The sequence below is a fragment of the Ruegeria sp. AF8 genome, assembly GCF_056541825.1.
This window is the reverse complement of the sequence record NZ_JBQFYW010000003.1, coordinates 203027-220575: the sequence shown is the minus strand read 5'-3', so window position 1 is coordinate 220575 and position 17549 is coordinate 203027. Positions and strand designations below refer to the sequence as shown.

The following is a 17549-nucleotide window of genomic DNA, read 5'->3' as shown; positions in this document are numbered from 1 at the left end:
GGTCAATTGTCGGTCTGTTCCCAGTCGCGCTTCAGCAGGAACTGATTCTTGAAGTTTTTCAATCCAAGCATGACTTCGGCATCCACGATGTCCTTGCAGCTGTGAATATGATCCTCGAGAAAAGTCGCCATCTTGCCCGGCTCGTCACAAACGATCTCGATCAACAGATCGAACCGGCCGGTGACCCAGAGGATATAGACCACGCTCGATACTGAATTCAGCCGGTCCGCCACCTCTTTGGGCGTAACGCCCGGCGCCACCTTGACGCAGATCATCGCGTCGGCCTTGTATTCCGAGGCACGCGGATCGGCGATGGCAACGATGCGCAGCATGCCGCTTTCCTTCATGCCATTCACGCGGTTGCGGATTGTGCCTTCCGAGACCTTCAGGCGCTGAGCGATCTCGGAAAAAGCCATACGCCCGTCGATCTCCAGCATCTTGATGATCTCGCTGTTCAGGCGCTCCTCGACCGAATGGGTGCCACGCTGACGGGTTGGTTTATCCTGGCCATTATGTCGTGTTGTCGTATCCATATGATCGAGTCGTCTCACTTTCCGGCCTGAAATTGTCGTGCTGGGCTTATCGAGTTCAATATATGAAGACGTGCAAATGCAATGCAAACCCTTTCAACGTGCAAATTGGGCAATTGCGGCATCTGAGGCAGGGTTTCCTGCGAAACCTACACTGAAAACCCGGAGTTTTTATCGATTTCGGTAAAAATCTTCAGCTTTGCGCCAGTCAGGCCACCCGGAGCCCGCATCCGGCAACGGGGCAGAAGGCTTTTTTACAGAAATTGCGTATTACGTAGCAAACTCGACACTCTTATGTCGTTTCCGGATATTTTTTGCATTGTACATGACTATATCATCAACTTGACGCCAGCATGCCCAAGGTAATGCAAAAAATTCGACTGACCTTTTGTTTGCCGGATATGCGCCACATGCGCGACAGGGTCGGCACGAAGGGCACAACCGCAAACACGGGGAAACACCCGCCCACGCACAAGGACGGTTTCTGATGGTTCAGATCACCTATATCGAACATGACGGCACAAAACACGATGTTCAGGTCGCCAACGGTCAGACCGTCATGGAAGGCGCACGCAACAACAACCTGCCGGGAATCGAGGCCGATTGCGGTGGGGCCTGCGCCTGTTCGACCTGCCACGTATATGTGGACGCGACCTGGGTTGAAAAGCTTCCTTCGAAAGATGTGATGGAGGTGGACATGCTCGATTTCGCCTTTGAGCCCGATCCCGAGCGATCACGCCTGACCTGTCAGATCAAGGTCACCGATGCGCTTGACGGGCTGGTGGTGCACCTGCCCGAACGGCAGATCTGAGCGCCTCTGATCAAAAGGAGGCCCCGCAATGATCGACACGCATTTTACCCGCCAGTTCGGTCTGTTGCACCCATTTGCCCTTGCGCCCTCCAGCCCTTTGTCAGACGGGCGTCTGGCGGCGGCGGTCAGCCGGGCCGGCGGGCTGGGGTTGATCCACGTGGGTGCGCAAAGCGCCCCGGCGCTGGCCGACCAGTTCCGCGCCACTGGCGAGGATGCGGTGGGCTGGGGCATCGACATGGCGCGGCTGGATGCCGATCCCGCCGTGCTCGACCAGCTTCTGGGGTACAGACCGCGCGCGATCCTGCTATCGGGCGGCGGCGCCACGGCGGATTACGATCCCCGCCCTTATGCCGCACGCATCAAACAGGCCGGGGTGCGGATGATCACGGTGGTGCAATCGGCCGGAATGGCCCGCGCCGCGATTGCCGCCGGAACGGATGTGCTGGTGGCGCGGGGGACGGGCGCGACCGGGCCCGATCACAGCACCCGCAGCACCATTGCCCTGTTGCCCGAAGTGGCCGATGCGATTTATGCCGCCCGTGCCGAGACGCTGCTTCTGGCTGCAGGCGGCATCGCCGACCCGCGCGGTATCGCGGCCAGCCTGATCATGGGCGCGGACGGGGTGATGCTGGGCACACGTTTCTGGGCCAGCCAGGACAGCGCGCTGGACGCAGATCAGATTGCCGAAATTCTGGACCTTTCCGGCGACTCACCCGCCTTACAGCCGGAATTGGGCGAAGCGGTGGGCCTGATTCATGACGCGCCCGGTATTGATTCGCTTCTGCCCGCCCTCACCACCAAGACGTCACGGCTGATGACCCATATCCGGCGCAAGGTTGTCGAATGATATCAGCAATGGCCGCCCGCAGCGGCTATAAGACGCCGGCTGACATCGACCGATCCATTGCCGGCAACTATGACGTCACTGGAAACATCGAAGCGCTGGCCGACCCGATCCGGCCGTCATTCGTACGGCTCGAGCCCGGCACGGCATCATGCCACCCTGTCGGCAGGCGGGCATCGCCCATGGCCGGTCTCGCCTTCACTTCTTGCCGTTGACATCCATAAGTTCGACATCCGCGTCGATAATCCGGGGCGGGGTCACTTCTTCCGCCCCGCTGTCCTCGATTTCCTCTTCCTCGACATCCGGCTCGGCCTTGTCCTCCAAGGCTCCGATGATCAGCGGCAGCATATGTACACCGGTCGCCGATGCGATTTCAGGCGTTTCGGGGGTTTGCCAGCTCAGCGTATCGAAGCTGTTGCAGTTCTTGCATACAGGTCCCCATTCCGCATGTATGTCATGGCAGTTCTCGCAAACCCATTGCGGACCGCGCGGTGCATTCAACGCCTTGGCCAGCCAGCCCTGAACCACCGCATCGGATGCGCCTTCGCCCCGTTCGATCGCCGCCATCAAAGTATAGGCGCGGGCATCGGCCTGTTTTTCCACGACATCGCCCAGCGCACGACGCGCTTCGGGGAAATCCTCGGCCACGATGTTGAGTTCGGCAAGGATCAGGCGGGTTTCGGGGTTTTCAGGATGAGTGCGGGTCAGGGCGGTGAAACGACTGACCCGATCCGCCGGCGATTCGTCCGGCTCGATTTCGGCAAAGGCATGCGCAAGATCGGGATGCGGTTGAGCCTCCCACGCCTTTTTCAGAATCTTGGTGGCATTTCTCGGCTTGCCTTTGGCGATATGCGCCCGCGCCGCCATCGCTGCGGCAGGCACCAGATCGGGGGACAGGCGATTTGCTTCAATGGCGCGTTCCTGTTGCTCGACCGTGGTGGAGTCATCCAGCACATCTTTGGCTTCGGACAAGGCCAGCACCGCATCGCGCCGTTTATAGACGTCGCGCGGCAAAGATCCCGATTTCAGCTTGGCCGTCAGGGTGGTACGCGCACCGGCCCAATCCTGCGCCTTGGTCTGAAGCGTCAACAGAACGTCCTGTGTTTCTTCGTGCCTCGGTTTCAGGGCCAGCGCCTTTTCCGCCAGCTTGCGCGCGGTCTCGTCATCCCCCTCGGCCAGTTTCTGTTTCATGATCCCGCGCACACCCACAAACCGCGTCGATGGCTCGGTCACCAGCTTTTTGTAGGTTTCGGAGGCTTTCCTGGTATCTCCGGTCATCTCGGCGGCCTGGGCCACCAGCAGATTGGTCAGTTCCGGTTTGTTCAACAGCTTTTCAGCCTTTGTCGCCCTGGACATCGCAATGCGGCCTTCGCCCGAGGCCAGCGCCATCAGCCCGTCGGACAGGGCCTGGTACCCGCGCCGTTCCCGGCCACGGTCGAAATAGCGGGACAAGGCGGTTTCATCCCCGTTGAGGAATTTGAGTGTCGCAATCAGCAAGCTCAACAGCTTGAAAAACAGCCACACCGCAAAGACCAGAACCCCGAACCCTATGACCGACTGCAGCGGTCCAAGCGTGTATTCGGTTCCGGCAATGGTGATCTGAACCCCGCCGCTCGCCTCCATGAGAAAGGCAGCGCCCAGCGCCAGAAGGCCGATGATCGCAACAAAAACCAGTATTTTAAGCAATGACCAAAACATGGCGAGCCCTTCAGTTCGAGTTCACACTTTGCACAAGCGCATCAGCGGCGGAAACGGCGTCTTGCCGGGCGCGCGCCTGTTCAACCCACGTCGTCATGGCGGATTGAGCGACATCCGGCAGCGTGCCGATCTCTTCCAGCGCCTTTGCCAGATTTCCGGCGGTCAGAGCGGCCTCGGCGCGCGACAGGACCGCATCCGGATCCGAGCCATCACGTGGAGCAACCGACCTAGCCCCGGTCTGACGTTCCAGGAACGCAAGGATGCCGGTACCTTTTTCAGTTTCGCGAGCATCGGCCAAAGCAGCCCGGGCGGCGGGTGGGAAACTGCTACGCAGGCTTGCCATTGTCGCGACCCCATCCGCTTCGACGGCGGTCAGTTCCGGTGGAACATCCACGCCACCGGCTTTGAGTTCCGCCATCTGTTCGGAAAACGCTGCGCCAATATCCAGTTGGCTGCGCAACGTCGATGCCGCAGCCCGGTTTGCCGCGGCCTGGGCATCGGCGGCGGCCTTGACCTCCAGCTTTTGCGCCTCGGTCACCATTTTCTCGATCTCGGCTCGCTGAGCGGCAAAAGACTCCTGAAGTTTCTTGAGTTCCGCCTCGTAGACGGGCGACGCAGAGGCCGACGCGCCGTCTCCGGGCGCGCGGTTTTCAAGATCGCTCAGACGGGTTTCAAGCGGCCCTAGTGACGAGGTCAGAGCCTGAATTTGCTGTTTCACCCCGTCCAGTTCGGATGTCACCGGCGCAAGCTGGCCGGTTAGAGCGGCAACCTGCTCGGACAATTCCGACGTCCCCGCCGCATCGCCGTTTTCATTCAGCCTGACCAAATCTCCAATCGATTTGGCATGGTCTTCGATTTTCCTTTCCAGCGAGGAAATCGCTGTCTCAACATCGCTTCCGGTGGAATTGAGAATCCCGCTTTGACCCAGGGCAAACCCGGCCGCAGCGGCAATCGCCCCGCCCAGCAATGCCGGAAAAAACCCGCCTCGCCTCCTGTCCGACGGTTCCGGAGCACTGTCGGAGGCAACCGGCAACGCTTCGGCTTCGGCTTCGGCTTCGGCTTCGGCTTCGGCTTCGGCTTCGGCTTCGGCTTCGGCTTCGGCTTCGGCTTCGGCTTCGGCTTCGGCTTCGGAAGTCAGATCCCTTGCATCCGCCACATCGTCAACGGGGCTTTCAACTTCGACGGCCTCGGATTGCTGATCCTGATCTTCGGTTACGGGAATCGCGTCAGGGTCTTGATCTGTCTTCTTTTTGCCAGCCACCGTCCGCTCCCCTTTGATTCCAAAATTCCTAAAACCCTAAGACTAACGCAAGTTAATCCGCGTCCCCGATGCTCTCAACCCGCATCCGATAGTTCACCAGATTTTTGATCGCGGCGCACATCCCGTCGGCATTGGGTTGGTCGCTGACAATCAATCTTTGGAAATTCAACGATTTCATGGGTTTCGCCGCCGCCTCGCTGATCGCGGCAATCCATAATGGGGCGGAACCTTCCCATTGGTCGGCAAATTGTCGCGCGGTTCGTGGGGAAAAAATCGGCGCCAAAACCGGGCGATCATCCGCCATTGCAGCGCGCGCGGCATCGGAAAAGCCAATCAACTCCTGTCGGTAAATCACCTGTTCGTCCGTCGGCAATCCCGATCTGGTGAGGTTTTCCGCTACATCACCGCGGCCATGCTCGCCCCTCAGATGCAACAACCGGACCTTCGGTCGGCGGGACAACAAAGCTGAAATCAGATCTTCCGCCGTCTCTCCGACCATGACCGCCGACCATCCGTCCCGACGCGCAGCTTCGGTGGTCGCCGGACCGACACAAAAGGCGGGGCATGTCCGCTCGGTGGTCAGCCCTGCGACGACGCCAACCCCGTTGGAAGACGTAAAGATGACACCGCCAAATCCCTTCAGGTCGAGCGTGCCACCCAGGGGCCGGATCTCAAGAAGCGGGGAAACGATGGCCTCCACATCGACGGGCAGATGTGGAAGCAGCTGCGCCAGGAACCTCTCCGAGGCGGCGGGGGGGCGGGTCATCAACAGGCGCAAGGTTATTGCTTTCGGCCACGGGATTGTTTGATTGTGCGCGGGGTGATACCCCGGCTTTCGATCATGATGCAACGGTTCGGGTCGATGGCGCAAACTCTTACGATACTTGGGCTGGAAAGCAGCTGCGACGATACCGCGGCGGCCGTCGTGCGCCAGACCGGGGACGAACCCGCGCAGGTGTTGTCGTCAATTGTCCATGGCCAGACCGAATTACACAGCGCCTATGGCGGCGTCGTGCCCGAAATCGCCGCCAGAGCGCATGCCGAAAAGCTGGATGTCTGCGTTCGGCAAGCCCTTAACGAGGCGGGTCTGCGCCTTGCGGGCATGGACGCCATCGCTGTGACTGCCGGGCCGGGACTGATCGGCGGGGTCATGTCCGGCGTGATGTGCGCCAAGGGTCTGAGTGCGGCCACCGGTCTGCCCCTGATCGGCGTGAATCACCTGGCCGGCCATGCCCTGACCCCGCGCCTAACCGACGGGATCGCATTTCCCTATCTGATGCTTTTGGTATCCGGCGGACATTGTCAATTCCTGATCACCCACGATCCGGATCGGTTCACGCGCCTGGGCGGCACGATCGATGACGCGCCGGGCGAAGCCTTTGACAAGACCGCGCGCCTGCTGGGACTACCGCAACCGGGCGGCCCCTCGGTCGAGGCCGAAGCCCGCAACGGCGACCCGAAACGATACCGTTTCCCCCGCCCCCTTCTTGATCGGCCGGACTGCAACCTGTCTTTCTCCGGCCTCAAAACCGCGCTGATGCGGATGCGCGATCAGATCGTTGCGGAAAAGGGTGGCTTGACGCGGCAGGACCGGGCCGACCTGTGTGCCGGATTTCAGGCCGCGATCACTGACACGCTGGCCGAGAAAACCCGCCGGGCGCTCAAGCTATATCTGGAAGAAAATCCGGCTGAGCCAGTCGTTGCCGTTGCGGGCGGTGTGGCCGCAAATGTGTCGATTCGGACCGTGTTAGAGACTGTTTGCGCCGACCGGGGCGCTCGGTTCATCGCTCCGCCTTTGCGGCTTTGCACGGATAACGCCGCCATGATCGCCTATGCAGGTATCGAACGCTTTCGAATGGGGGCACGAGACGACCTGAGCCTGATGGCCCGCCCGCGCTGGCCGCTGGACCGGTCCGGCCCCGCCTTGCTGGGCAGCGGCAAAAAGGGGGCAAAGGCATGAGCGTTGCGGTTCTGGGTTCGGGTGCTTTCGGTACAGCACTAGCCATTTCGCTGTCGGGCAAAGGACCGGTTACATTGTGGTCGCGCTCACCCGAGCAGGCCGAGTTGATGCGACATACACGCGTAAACGCTCTCCGGCTTCCCGGCATTGCGCTACCCGCAACGGTGAGCATAACCTCGGACCTGTCAGAAGCGGCCGCACACAGGACTCTGTTGCTGGCGATTCCCATGCAGAAACTGCGGCAGGCGCTGGCGGAACATTCCAGGCATCTTGAAAACCACCTGTTGGTGGCATGCTGCAAGGGGATTGAACTGAATACGGGCCTGGGTCCGCTCGCGGTCATTACCGAGACTCTGCCGCACGCGCGCCCTGCCCTGCTGACCGGTCCGAGCTTTGCGCATGACATTGCCAAGGGATTGCCGACGGCGCTGACGCTGGCCTGCGCCGATGCGGACCTAGGCGCGACGCTGCAATCCGAACTCACGACCTCGAATCTGCGGCTTTATCGCACGACGGATACGGTTGGGGCGGAACTTGGCGGGGCGCTGAAGAATGTCATGGCCATCGGGTGTGGCGCCTGTATCGGTGAAGGCATGGGAGACAGCGCCCGGGCGGCGCTGATGACACGCGGATTTGCCGAGATGCAACGGTTCGCAGCCCTGAAAAACGCCCGCCCAGAAACCCTGATTGGGCTGTCCGGGCTGGGCGATCTGGTGCTGACTTGTTCGTCGGAGCAGTCCCGCAACTATCGGTTCGGTCTGGCGCTGGGCCGGCATGAGCCATTCGATGGCGCCACCACCGTCGAAGGTGTCGCCACTGCCCGGGCGGTGGCGCAACTGGCCCGCGAACAAGGGCTGGACATGCCCATCAGCACGGCCGTGGCCGAACTGAGCGGTGGTGCGTACAGTGTCGCCGAAGCCATTCAAAACCTGCTCAACCGACCCCTCAAGGAGGAATAACATGCTGATCGCCCTGATTGCCCGCGACAAGGACGGCGCCTTGCAGACCCGCCTCGACAACCGCGCCGCACATCTTGCCTATATTGAAGAGACCGGAGTGGTTTCGCAGGCTGGCCCGTTGTTGAGCGGAGATCAGATGATCGGTTCGCTGGTCGTGCTGGATGTCGCGGATCTGGCCGCCGCGCAAAGCTGGGCCGACAATGATCCTTATGCAAAAGCCGGGTTGTTCCAGTCTGTCGAGCTGATTCCCTGGAAAAAGGTGATCGGCTGATGGCCTATTGGTTGTTCAAGTCCGAACCTTCGACCTGGAGCTGGGATCAGCAGGTCGCCAAGGGCGAGGCGGGCGAGGAATGGGACGGGGTCCGGAATTATCAGGCCCGCAACTTCATGCGTGAGATGAAACTGGGCGATCGCGGGTTTTTTTATCACTCCCAGACCGAAAAGGCGGTGGTCGGCATTGTCGAAGTCTGCGCCGAGGTTCACCCCGACAGCAAGGCCGGCGATCCCCGCTGGGAATGCGTGGACATCAAGGCCGTTCGCTCGTTCGAAACACCGGTCACGCTGGATCAGATCAAAGCGGACGAGCCGTTGGCGGACATGGTGCTGGTCCGGAACTCGCGCCTGTCGGTGCAGCCGGTGACCGAGGCGGAGTGGAGACGGGTTTGCGCGCTGGGACAGACAAATCCTGACTGACACCGCGCTTGATCCTCGCGTTTTGGCAGCGACATCGGCAAGGTTCGCGCATATCGAAACAAGTTGTGTGAGCCTGAGGGTCTCAAGGAACCTGTTCAAAAATTCGGGAAGGTCCTGACGCATCAGAACCTTCCCCACCCCGCGTGCTCCCATTTCACCACACGCGTTTTGAAATCTCTGGTCCTGACCGTCCTGGTCACAAGGTGACAATAGCAACATTCAGTGACGGTGCACAAACGTCAAATCCCGCAAATACTCGTAAAATCCGTTCAATCGGCTGGTCGCGAATCCGGCGGGCTTGAAAAATCTCAATTTTTTATTTAACATTCTTGTTAATTAAGAGGAGAGATTCACGATGCCCGCTAAATTGCCGAACGAAAGCAAGGAATACCGCGCGGCCCGTGCCAAACTGCTGACGGCCGAGGAAAATCTGCGGAGTACCACGGAAAAAGTCGCGGAAATGCGGCGGTCTTTGCCCAGGGGCGGACTTGTTCCGACGGATTACGCGTTCCTCCGCCCCGAAGGCGGGCCTGCACCGATGTCCACATTGTTCACGGATCACGACACGCTGATCATCTATTCATTGATGTACGGCCCCAGGGCCAACGCCGTCTGCCCCATGTGCGCGGCGTTTCTTGACGGGCTCAGCGGACAGGTCAAGCATATCACGCGCCGGGTCGGTCTTGCGATTGTCGCCGGCAACGTCCCGGAAAAGCTGGCGCGGCTACAATCCGAAATGGGGTGGGAACAACTGCCGCTCTATTCGGCGCAGGGCACCAGTTATCAGCGTGACTATCTGGCTGAAAACGCCAGCGGGGATCAGTTGCCAATTCTCAATGTCTTCCGGCGAGACGAGGACGGGATACGCCATTTCTGGAGTTCCGAGCTGTTTTTCGAACCCAGCCCCTGGCACCCGCGCCATATCGATCCGGCCTGGTCCCTGTGGAACTTTCTTGACCTGACCCCGCAAGGCCGCGGTGATTTCATGCCAGATCTTAGCTGAACCAGGTGTTTCCCGAAGCCTGACCGAAAAAGAAACGCCGCCGGGCGGAACCGACGGCGTTCTGCGTATTTTCGCGGTGACAATCAGTACCGATAGTGTTCCGGCTTGAACGGGCCTTCGGGATTGACACCGATATACTCTGCCTGATCCGCGCGCAATTCAGTCAGTTTCACGCCGATGCGGTCAAGATGCAGGCGCGCGACCTTTTCATCCAGATGCTTGGGCAGGATATAGACCTGGTTGTCGTAATCCTCGCCACGGGCCCACAGTTCGATCTGCGCCAGCACCTGGTTGGTGAACGAGGCCGACATCACGAAAGACGGATGCCCGGTGGCATTGCCGAGGTTCAGCAGACGACCTTCGGAGAGCAGGATAATGCGATTGCCCGAAGGCATCTCGATCATGTCCACCTGCTCCTTGATGTTGGTCCATTTGTGGTTTTTCAGGCTGGCCACCTGAATTTCATTGTCGAAATGGCCGATGTTGCCGACGATCGCCATGTCCTTCATCTCGCGCATATGCTCGATGCGGATCACGTCCTTGTTACCGGTGGTGGTGACAAATATGTCGGCGGACGAGACCTCATCCTCCAGCAGGGTCACCTCGAAACCGTCCATTGCAGCCTGCAGGGCGCAGATCGGGTCGACTTCGGTCACTTTCACGCGGGCACCAGCGCCGCGCAGCGACGCTGCCGAACCTTTGCCCACATCGCCATAGCCGCAGACCAGGGCCACCTTGCCTGCCATCATGGTATCGGTGGCGCGGCGGATGCCGTCGACCAGCGATTCCTTGCAACCGTATTTGTTGTCGAATTTCGACTTGGTGACGCTATCGTTCACATTGATCGCAGGGAACGGCAGGTGGCCCTTTTCCATCATCTTGTACAGACGGTGCACCCCGGTGGTGGTTTCCTCTGAGACGCCCTTGATCATATGACGCTGCTTGACGAACCAGCCCGGGCTTTCCGCAAGCCGTTTCCTGATCTGCGCGAACAGGGCAACCTCTTCTTCCGATTGCGGGTTCTCGATCAGGTCGGTTTCGCCTTCTTCGACCCGCGCGCCTATCAGGATGTACAGCGTCGCGTCGCCGCCGTCGTCCAAGATCATGTTCGCGCCGCCTTCGGGGAACTGGAAGATCTGGTCGGCATAGTCCCAGTATTCCTCAAGCGTTTCGCCCTTGATGGCAAAAACCGGGGTTCCGCCCGCAGCGATGGCGGCGGCGGCATGATCTTGCGTCGAGAAAATGTTGCACGATGCCCAACGCACATCGGCGCCCAGCGCAACCAGCGTTTCGATCAGGACGGCGGTCTGGATGGTCATGTGCAGCGACCCGGCGATGCGGGCGCCTTTCAATGGCTTGCTTTCACCATATTCATCACGCAGGGCCATCAGCCCCGGCATTTCCGTTTCGGCAATATCCAGTTCCTTGCGGCCATATTCGGCCAGCGAAATGTCCTTAACAATATAATCTGCGGGCATCCGTAGCTCCATTCCGACAAACTCGTACGGGCAGCCCATAGCATTCACTGTCAGACATGGCAACTTTGTTGACCTGCTATCCGTGATGCACCGCAGCTCTTCCGCTTTTTGGTCAGCTCGGTGTGCCCTGAGCTTGAATTTTCGGAATGGCCTCAAAGAAGTCCGTGCCCGCGGCGACAACGCAACTGATTCCGTTGGCCTGGGTCAAAATAACTGTGTATGTTCCCGTCTCTTTCGATGACCAGACTTCCATGACGGATTGTGAGCCGCTGGCCTTTTGTAATCCGCCAAAAGTTAGTTGTTCCGAGTATTTTTCCTTTAGGTTCGCGACAATTGTATCCCGCATCGCGCAACCGGCGGCAAAGGCAGGCGGCGCGGTGGCGGCCATGCCGAATGTGAGGGTAAGTCCCAACAAACGCTTGAACATGACGTTCTCCTTTCGATACATATTTCGATCTGAGGAGGGCGCACCGGGAGGAATGCACGCCCCCCCTCTGCATTTGATATCGTGATCCGCACGCGCCGGTTCAAAGCACGTCCCTTCAAGAAGGTGTTGGCAGCATGTGATCAGGATGGAATACAGGCTACGCTGCAAATGTGGCATCAAGGCGGCAGACCAAAAGGGGCATGGCAGAATGGCAACACAACCCAGAGCGTGGCAAAGGATGCTGTCGGGCCGCCGTCTGGATTTGTTGGACCCGACTCCCGTGGATATCGAGATCGAGGATATCGCCCACGGTCTGGCCTTTGTCGCGCGCTGGAACGGGCAGACAAACGGCGATTTCGCCTATTCGGTGGCCGAACACTCGCTGCTGGTCGAAGAGCTGTTTGGCCGCATCGCCCCCAGGGCACCAGTCAAATGGCGGCTGGCCGCGTTGTTGCATGATGCCCCGGAATATGTGATCGGCGATATGATTTCACCGGTGAAATCTGCCGTCGGACCCGATTATGGCGATCTCGACGACCGGCTGGCCGCGGCCATTCACATCCGGTTTGGCCTGCCTGCGAGTATCCCGGTTTCCATCAAGAAACAGATCAAACGCGCCGACAAGATCAGCGCCTGGATGGAGGCCACTCAGATCGCGGGATTTTCCGAGGCCGAGGCGACGAAGTTCTTTGGCCGCCCGGACAAGGCAGTGATGGAGGGGTTGCAGATCAGGCTACGGCCACCGATCGAGGTACGGCAGGCCTATACGGATCGGCATTTGGCGTTGATAAAGTTGCTATGAAGGTCCGATTTGCGCCAAATTCTAGTATCAGGCGGTCAGAGGGCGCTGTCGACACCGTTAGAACGAGCCGATGATCGGCCACGGTTTTTATGCAATTCTAAGTTCGAAGTAATCGTAACCTTCAGGTGGATCAGCATCCCAAGGAGTGACAATCTCAAATCCAAAGCTTTTATAGAGCCGTCGGGCTTGCAATTGACGCTCACCGGTCGTCAGTCTGACCGTGCGATAACCTTGGTCTTTCGCCAACTCAATCACCTTTTCACATAGAGCTCGCGCAATTCCAGCATTTCGATATTCGGCCGCAACGTACATCGACTTTAACTCACAGTGATCGCGATCCATACCGTAGATCGCCACCGTTCCGGCAGGTTCACCCTCAAGATAGGCGACAAGAATTTCACCTCTCGGGGGCTTGTACTCGTAAGGGATCGCGGGCTTACGTTCTAAAAACCAGGATCCGCGGTAATAATCCTCTATGGTTTTCAGATCATCCTGATAAAGCAACTTGTTTGCTTCGTATAACCCACGTGTAAGGCTTGCTGCATCATCAACTTCTTTTTGCTTTCTCGCGTTACGAATTTCCATGTCTTCGCTCCCTTCTCCAGAGCTTCATGGATCATCAATGCAAGTTCAAACGGTTTTCACGGGCGTGAGGTATTAGCTGCCGTACCCATCAGGCAGCCACAACGCATATATTCGATAGAGCTTGAGTTTACCGCGGACTGCGCTTGGCCAATATCCGCTGCAAGGTCCGGCGGTGCATGTTCAGCCGCCGCGCGGTTTCGGAGACGTTGCGGTCGCACAGCTCATAGACCCGTTGAATATGCTCCCAACGCACGCGGTCCGCGCTCATCGGGTTTTCAGGCGGCGGCGGCAACTCGTCATCCTTGGCCAGCAGCGCGTTGGTGATGTCCGTCGCATCGGCCGGTTTCGACAGGTAATCCGTGGCGCCGATCTTGACCGCCGCAACGGCAGTGGCAATTGCGCCGTATCCGGTCAGAACCACAACCCGGCAATCGGGGCGTTTTTCGCGCAGCACCTCGACCACGTCCAGTCCGTTGCCATCCTCAAGCCGCAGGTCCACCACCGCAAAGGCCGGCGGGCGGGCGGTTGCGATGGCGCGTCCCGCCGCGACCGAAGCGGCGGTTTCAATCTCGAACCCGCGCTTTTCCATGGCCTTGGCCAGACGCCGCAGAAACGGCTCGTCGTCATCCACCAGCAAAAGCGACTTGTCGGGTCCGATTTCAAGCTGGGAAGTGTCGGCCATGCTCATTCTTTCTGCGTTTCTGCGTTCTTTGCCCTGTCGGCGAGTATTACCAGCACCTCGGGAAAGGTCAAACGCCCTATCGCACCTACATGTTTTCTACGAAACAGCCGATCTTGTCGGCCATCTGTTCGGGCGTATCGTCACGCTTGAAAAACTCGACAAAACCATGTTCCGGCAAGACCAGATAGGAAAAGGTCGAATGATCGACCAGATAGTACTCATCGCTTTTGTCTTGTGCCTTGTAATAGGTCTTGTAGGCCTTGCTGGCCGCCTTGACCTGCTCGGGCGAGCCTGTCAGGCCAATCATCCGTTCATGCAGGTTAAAGGCAAAGTCGCCGACCACTTCGGGTGTATCCCGGTCGGGGTCGACCGAGATGAATACCGGCGTTACAATCTGACCACGCTGTTCAAGAATGTCCACGGCCTCGGCATTGCGCGATGTGTCAAGCGGGCAGACGTCCGGGCAAAACGTATAGCCGAAATAAAGAAGCGACGGTTCGGTCAGCACATCCTTGTCGGTCACGGTCTCACCCTTGGCATTGACCAGTTCGAACGGTCCGCCAATCGATCCTGCGCCACCTGCGATCTGACTTGAACGGCATTGCGCAAACTGATCGTCCGATCCGCGCCCAAGCGTCAAGACCCAGGTGGCGCCCAGAACGACAAGCAGAACGGCGGCGGCAACAATGGAATAAAATCGGGTCATAGGGCGGAACCTTGAACTTGGGTTGTTGATCGTCTTGCGGCGGACACCTATCAAGAAAGCCAGCCTTTGCAACAGGACATAATCGACGGATGCCGGATTCCAATATGAGCCTTTGGCGCGGGCAAGCGCGCAGCAGTTGGATTCGTCTGCGAACGCTGATCCTGCTGCGTTGGGTGGCCATCGTCGGACAGATCACCGCGATCACCGTCGCCCAGCGTTTCTATGACCTTCAGCTGGAACTCGGGCTTTGCTATTTCGCCATCGGAATTTCGGTGATGGGCAACCTGGTCGCGATCTTCCTGTTCCCCGAGAACAAGCGGGTGACCGAGTTCGAAAACTTCCTGATGGTTCTGTTCGACCTGCTGCAACTGGCGTTCCTGCTGTACCTGACCGGAGGCTTGCACAATCCGTTCGCGCTGTTGCTGCTGGGCCCGGTGACCATTTCCGCCAACGTGATGAGCCTGCGCTCGACCCTGATCATCGGTGCCGTGGCCGTCATTCTGGTAACTCTGCTGGCCGTCTATCACCTGCCGCTCAGAACCGACATGGGTTTCATTTTGCGAATCCCGGACATCTTCGTGTTCGGGAACTGGGTCGCCATCGTCATCGCCATCGTGTTTCTGGGGGGGTATTCCTATCGGATCAGTTCCGAGGTTCAGTCCATGTCCGAAGCGCTTGCCGCAACCCATCTGGCCCTGGCGCGCGAGCAAAAACTGACCGATCTCGGCGGCGTGGTCGCTGCCGCCGCGCATGAGCTGGGAACGCCGCTGGCAACAATAAAACTGGCCAGCTCGGAATTGATCGAGGAACTCGACGACCGGCCGGACCTGCGCGAAGACGCCGCCCTGATCCGCGAGCAGGCCGACAGATGCCGCGACATCCTGCGCGACATGGGGCGCGTCGGCAAGGATGACCTGCATTTGCGCCAGGCGCCGTTGTCGACCGTGATTCACGAATCTGCCGAACCCCATGTAAACCGTGGGAAACACGTGCATTTTCACGAAGGTCCCAGCCCCGGCGGCGATGTCCAGCAGCCCTCGATCCTGCGCAAGCCCGAAATCATTCACGGTTTGCGAAACCTGATCCAGAACGCGGTGGACTTTGCCCGCGCGAATGTCTGGGTCGAAGCGGAGTGGACCGACAACTGGATCATCATCAACATCATGGACGACGGGCGCGGATATCCGGCACACATGATCGGCCGTATCGGTGACCCGTTCGTTCGCAAGCGCCGCACGGAATCCGAACAAAAGACACGCCCCGAATACGAAGGCATGGGTCTGGGGCTTTTCATTGCAAAGACGTTGCTGGAACGCAGCGGTGCCGAACTGAAATTCGCCAATGGCGCGGATCCATACCAGACACTCACGGATTTGCCGGACCGGCGCGGCGCCATCGTCAAAGTGATCTGGCCACGAAATCTGATTGATGCGCAACTTGGGGACAACCCGGTTCCGTCAGGACAGAACCAACATATCCCGGTGTAAAATTAACGATCCATTAACCATTCCCGCCCAAGGATCGCTCATGGCCGTTCGGACAAACGCATTACTCAGCCATGATTGACTGGATCGCATTGGCAGGCCTCTGCCTTGTTTCCTCCGGCCTTGCGGTTTTGTGGCTGGCCCCCCGGCAACGGCGCCGCAACACCGCCTATGGGTTGTTGTCGCCCGCAACGTTGCACAATTCGGTCTTTCTGTTTGCCGGGCATGATCTGGTCACGCATTCCGATATTGCCCTGGCGGGGCATGAAAACATCCACGACTGGGCGGGCCTGAGGCGGTTGTTGCAGCGCAATTTTCCCGCATTTCCGGAAAGCCCCGAAGACGTCTGCGCTGCCGGAACCATCGTGGTCCCTGCCATCGACAGCGCGTGCAAGCAGGATGTCCTTTGTGAATGGATAGACGGTATTGTGCGCGTGCAGATTCGCGACCTGTCTGATCGGGACGACAGTCATCGGGGCCAGAGAAACTCAAATGATCCGCTGCGCCTGATGATGGACAAGGCTCCTTATCCGGTCTGGCTGGTCGATCACGACTCCTCGGTGCGCTGGTGCAACGCCACCTATGTGTCGCTGGCCCGCAAGATACGCGGCAAGGACACCGACCTGACGGCCCCCATGTTCCCAGATGTGGGCGAGGATATGCAGCCGGAAAAAAAATACCGGTTCTCGCTGACTGCCGACGACACCGGCCGGAAATTGTGGTTCGACCTGTCGATCGTGCGGCACGACGAGGGAATCCTTTGCTATGCCGTCGACATCAACGCCATCGTCGAGGCCGAGGTCGCCCAGCGCAAATTCGTTCAAACGCTGGCAAAAACCTTTGCTCAGCTGTCCATTGGCCTTGCGATCTTCGATCGCAACCGGCAACTGGCGCTGTTCAACCCCGCACTGATCGATTTAACCTCGCTGCCGGCGGATTTTCTAAGCTGCCGTCCCAAGATTTCCAGCTTTTTCGACCGCCTGAGAAATCAGAACATGATGCCGGAACCCAAGAATTATGGCGGGTGGAGAAAGCAGATGAACGACCTGCTCGAAGCGGCGGCGGATGGCAGTTTTCAGGAAACCTGGTCCTTGCCCTCCGGCTCGGTGTATTGCGTCAGCGGGCGGCCCCACCCGGATGGCGCTGTCGCGTTCCTGTTCGAAGACATCACCGCCGAGATCACCCTGACACGGCAATTCCGTGCCGAGCTTGAGCTGGTTCAGGCGATCTTTGACAAGCTTGCGGATGCAATTGCCGTGTTTTCGCCGGACGGGTCTTTGGCCTTTTCGAACAGCGCCTATCACCGTCTTTGGGATATTGAACAAGACGTCGGATTGACCCAGCCGGACGTTCTGGACGCAACCAGGATCTGGCAGGATCAGTGCCTGGCCACGCCGGTGTGGGGTGAGATCAGGGATTTTGCCCGCGAAAGCGACAACCGAGCGGAATGGTCGGCATGTGTCAGCCTGCGGAATGGAACCCCGGTGTCGTGCACGGTCAGCCCAATTCAGAACGGTGCGACCATAGTGCGGTTCGCAGTCACGGCTGAAAAGCCCAATATGCCCTTGCTGGAGCAGGCCTGAACCTGAACCCGCTTGCAGCCGAGTCCGACCGACGCCATTGTGG

Annotated in this window: 20 protein-coding genes; 11 read left to right on the top strand and 9 right to left on the bottom strand. The window is 59.1% G+C overall.

The genetic code is table 11. The features are described 5' to 3' along the window. Positions 1-2: 2 nt before the first annotated feature. The gene (locus ACR0AO_RS08345; RefSeq protein ID WP_480602356.1) at positions 3-533 is read right to left on the bottom strand and encodes an Lrp/AsnC family transcriptional regulator; all 531 of its coding nucleotides are present in this window, start codon (positions 531-533) and stop codon (positions 3-5) included. Positions 534-1017: 484 nt separating this feature from the next. Between ACR0AO_RS08345 and ACR0AO_RS08340 the strand changes: the two genes are divergently transcribed. Genes ACR0AO_RS08340 through ACR0AO_RS08330 form a run of 3 tightly spaced genes read left to right on the top strand, consistent with a single transcriptional unit; the run spans position 1018 to position 2400 of the window. After that, entirely contained in the window at positions 1018-1341 is a 324-nt protein-coding gene (locus ACR0AO_RS08340) for a 2Fe-2S iron-sulfur cluster-binding protein (RefSeq protein ID WP_480602353.1), read from the top strand. A gap of 28 nt (positions 1342-1369) precedes the next feature. Further along, the gene (locus ACR0AO_RS08335) at positions 1370-2188 is read left to right on the top strand and encodes a nitronate monooxygenase (RefSeq protein ID WP_480602351.1); all 819 of its coding nucleotides are present in this window, start codon (positions 1370-1372) and stop codon (positions 2186-2188) included. After that, the gene (locus ACR0AO_RS08330; RefSeq protein WP_480602348.1) at positions 2185-2400 is read left to right on the top strand and encodes a hypothetical protein; all 216 of its coding nucleotides are present in this window, start codon (positions 2185-2187) and stop codon (positions 2398-2400) included. The genes ACR0AO_RS08335 and ACR0AO_RS08330 overlap by 4 nt, the downstream gene beginning before the upstream one ends. Here the strand turns inward: ACR0AO_RS08330 and ACR0AO_RS08325 are convergent. The 3 genes from ACR0AO_RS08325 to ACR0AO_RS08315 are packed head-to-tail and all read right to left on the bottom strand — an operon-like array spanning position 2384 to position 5910. Further along, positions 2384-3883: a heme biosynthesis HemY N-terminal domain-containing protein gene (locus ACR0AO_RS08325; RefSeq protein WP_480602345.1), complete on the bottom strand. Its 1500-nt coding sequence runs from the start codon at positions 3881-3883 to the stop codon at positions 2384-2386. The genes ACR0AO_RS08330 and ACR0AO_RS08325 overlap by 17 nt on opposite strands. Positions 3884-3893: 10 nt before the next feature. After that, positions 3894-5144: a COG4223 family protein gene (locus ACR0AO_RS08320; protein WP_480602342.1), complete on the bottom strand. Its 1251-nt coding sequence runs from the start codon at positions 5142-5144 to the stop codon at positions 3894-3896. Positions 5145-5196: 52 nt separating this feature from the next. Next, positions 5197-5910, bottom strand: coding sequence for a uroporphyrinogen-III synthase (locus tag ACR0AO_RS08315; RefSeq protein ID WP_480602339.1), 714 nt, complete (start codon positions 5908-5910; stop codon positions 5197-5199). A gap of 96 nt (positions 5911-6006) precedes the next feature. On the opposite strand from ACR0AO_RS08315, the gene tsaD reads away from it, so the two are divergent. From tsaD to ACR0AO_RS08290, 5 genes are all read left to right on the top strand, one after another. Continuing rightward, positions 6007-7104, top strand: a complete 1098-nt coding sequence (tsaD, locus tag ACR0AO_RS08310) for a tRNA (adenosine(37)-N6)-threonylcarbamoyltransferase complex transferase subunit TsaD (protein ID WP_480602628.1) — start codon at positions 6007-6009, stop codon at positions 7102-7104. Then, positions 7101-8063 carry an NAD(P)H-dependent glycerol-3-phosphate dehydrogenase gene (locus tag ACR0AO_RS08305; protein WP_480602337.1) on the top strand — a complete coding sequence of 321 codons (963 nt, stop codon included), beginning with the start codon at positions 7101-7103 and terminating at the stop codon, positions 8061-8063. The genes tsaD and ACR0AO_RS08305 overlap by 4 nt, the downstream gene beginning before the upstream one ends. 1 nt (position 8064) lies before the next feature. After that, positions 8065-8334: a YciI family protein gene (locus tag ACR0AO_RS08300; RefSeq protein ID WP_480602335.1), complete on the top strand. Its 270-nt coding sequence runs from the start codon at positions 8065-8067 to the stop codon at positions 8332-8334. After that, complete coding sequence (locus ACR0AO_RS08295) at positions 8334-8756, top strand: EVE domain-containing protein (RefSeq protein WP_480602331.1); 423 nt, start codon at positions 8334-8336, stop codon at positions 8754-8756. Before ACR0AO_RS08300 ends, ACR0AO_RS08295 begins: the two co-directional genes overlap by 1 nt. A gap of 355 nt (positions 8757-9111) precedes the next feature. Beyond that, complete coding sequence (locus ACR0AO_RS08290; protein WP_480602329.1) at positions 9112-9759, top strand: DUF899 family protein; 648 nt, start codon at positions 9112-9114, stop codon at positions 9757-9759. Between the two features lie 83 nt (positions 9760-9842). Here ACR0AO_RS08290 and ahcY read toward each other — a convergent pair whose 3' ends face one another. After that, a complete protein-coding gene (ahcY, locus tag ACR0AO_RS08285; protein ID WP_480602326.1) occupies positions 9843-11237 on the bottom strand; it encodes an adenosylhomocysteinase in 1395 nt (464 codons plus the stop codon). Positions 11238-11349: 112 nt separating this feature from the next. Continuing rightward, entirely contained in the window at positions 11350-11664 is a 315-nt protein-coding gene (locus ACR0AO_RS08280) for a hypothetical protein (RefSeq protein WP_480602324.1), read from the bottom strand. A gap of 208 nt (positions 11665-11872) precedes the next feature. Between ACR0AO_RS08280 and ACR0AO_RS08275 the strand changes: the two genes are divergently transcribed. Continuing rightward, positions 11873-12466, top strand: coding sequence for an HD domain-containing protein (locus tag ACR0AO_RS08275; RefSeq protein WP_480602321.1), 594 nt, complete (start codon positions 11873-11875; stop codon positions 12464-12466). An 87-nt stretch (positions 12467-12553) separates the two neighbouring features. On the opposite strand, the gene ACR0AO_RS08270 is transcribed toward ACR0AO_RS08275, so the two are convergent. From ACR0AO_RS08270 to ACR0AO_RS08260, 3 genes are all read right to left on the bottom strand, one after another. Then, entirely contained in the window at positions 12554-13051 is a 498-nt protein-coding gene (locus ACR0AO_RS08270) for a GNAT family N-acetyltransferase (RefSeq protein ID WP_480602317.1), read from the bottom strand. Positions 13052-13178: 127 nt separating this feature from the next. Continuing rightward, positions 13179-13733 carry an ActR/PrrA/RegA family redox response regulator transcription factor gene (locus ACR0AO_RS08265; protein ID WP_480602315.1) on the bottom strand — a complete coding sequence of 185 codons (555 nt, stop codon included), beginning with the start codon at positions 13731-13733 and terminating at the stop codon, positions 13179-13181. An 85-nt stretch (positions 13734-13818) separates the two neighbouring features. Beyond that, a complete protein-coding gene (locus ACR0AO_RS08260; protein WP_480602312.1) occupies positions 13819-14439 on the bottom strand; it encodes an SCO family protein in 621 nt (206 codons plus the stop codon). A gap of 89 nt (positions 14440-14528) precedes the next feature. On the opposite strand from ACR0AO_RS08260, the gene regB reads away from it, so the two are divergent. Both regB and ACR0AO_RS08250 read left to right on the top strand, forming a co-directional pair. Beyond that, positions 14529-15926, top strand: a complete 1398-nt coding sequence (gene regB, locus ACR0AO_RS08255; protein ID WP_480602310.1) for a sensor histidine kinase RegB — start codon at positions 14529-14531, stop codon at positions 15924-15926. 71 nt (positions 15927-15997) lie between these two features. Continuing rightward, positions 15998-17506: a PAS-domain containing protein gene (locus ACR0AO_RS08250; RefSeq protein WP_480602307.1), complete on the top strand. Its 1509-nt coding sequence runs from the start codon at positions 15998-16000 to the stop codon at positions 17504-17506. The last annotated feature ends 43 nt before the right edge of the window (positions 17507-17549 follow it).